Source organism: Streptomyces sp. CC224B (assembly GCF_030010595.1).
In the GTDB taxonomy this organism is placed as follows: domain Bacteria; phylum Actinomycetota; class Actinomycetes; order Streptomycetales; family Streptomycetaceae; genus Streptomyces; species Streptomyces longispororuber.
This window is the reverse complement of record NZ_JASCXL010000266.1, coordinates 1-446: the sequence shown is the minus strand read 5'-3', so window position 1 is coordinate 446 and position 446 is coordinate 1. Positions and strand designations below refer to the sequence as shown.

Sequence of the window (446 nt, the reverse complement as noted above, 5' to 3'; positions counted from 1 at the left end):
TCCCCGGCCGTGCCGTACAGCCGCATCAAGTCCTGCATCAGGAGCGGGATGGACCAGCCGTCGAACAGGGCGTGGTGGGCGGTGAAGACCAGCTCCCAGGCGTCATCGGCCATCTTGACCAGGGACATCCGCGCCAGCGGCGCCCTGGCCACGTCGAAGCGGGTGCCGTGCTCAGCGGCCAGGAACTGCTTCAGCCGCTCCGCGCGCTCCTTGGCGGCGAAACCGCTCAGGTCCTCCTCGTGCCAGGGCAGCGTGACGCTGTTCTGGATGATCTGGACGCGGTCTCCGGCGCTGTCGGTGGTGAACGCCGCCCGCAGCGTGGGGTGGCGGTCCAGCAGTGCCTGTCCGGCCGCCCGCATCCGCTCCGGCTCGACCGCACCGGCCAGGTGGAAGTCGAACTGCATCTGGTAGGCGTCGAAGGAGGCACCGGCCAGCTCGGTGTGGAA

General features: G+C 69.7%; 1 protein-coding gene. It reads right to left on the bottom strand.

Translation table 11 applies throughout. The annotated features are described in order from the left end of the window. The coding region (locus QK440_RS41285; protein ID WP_282798403.1) for a condensation domain-containing protein at positions 1 to 446 on the bottom strand (446 nt) is incomplete at both ends.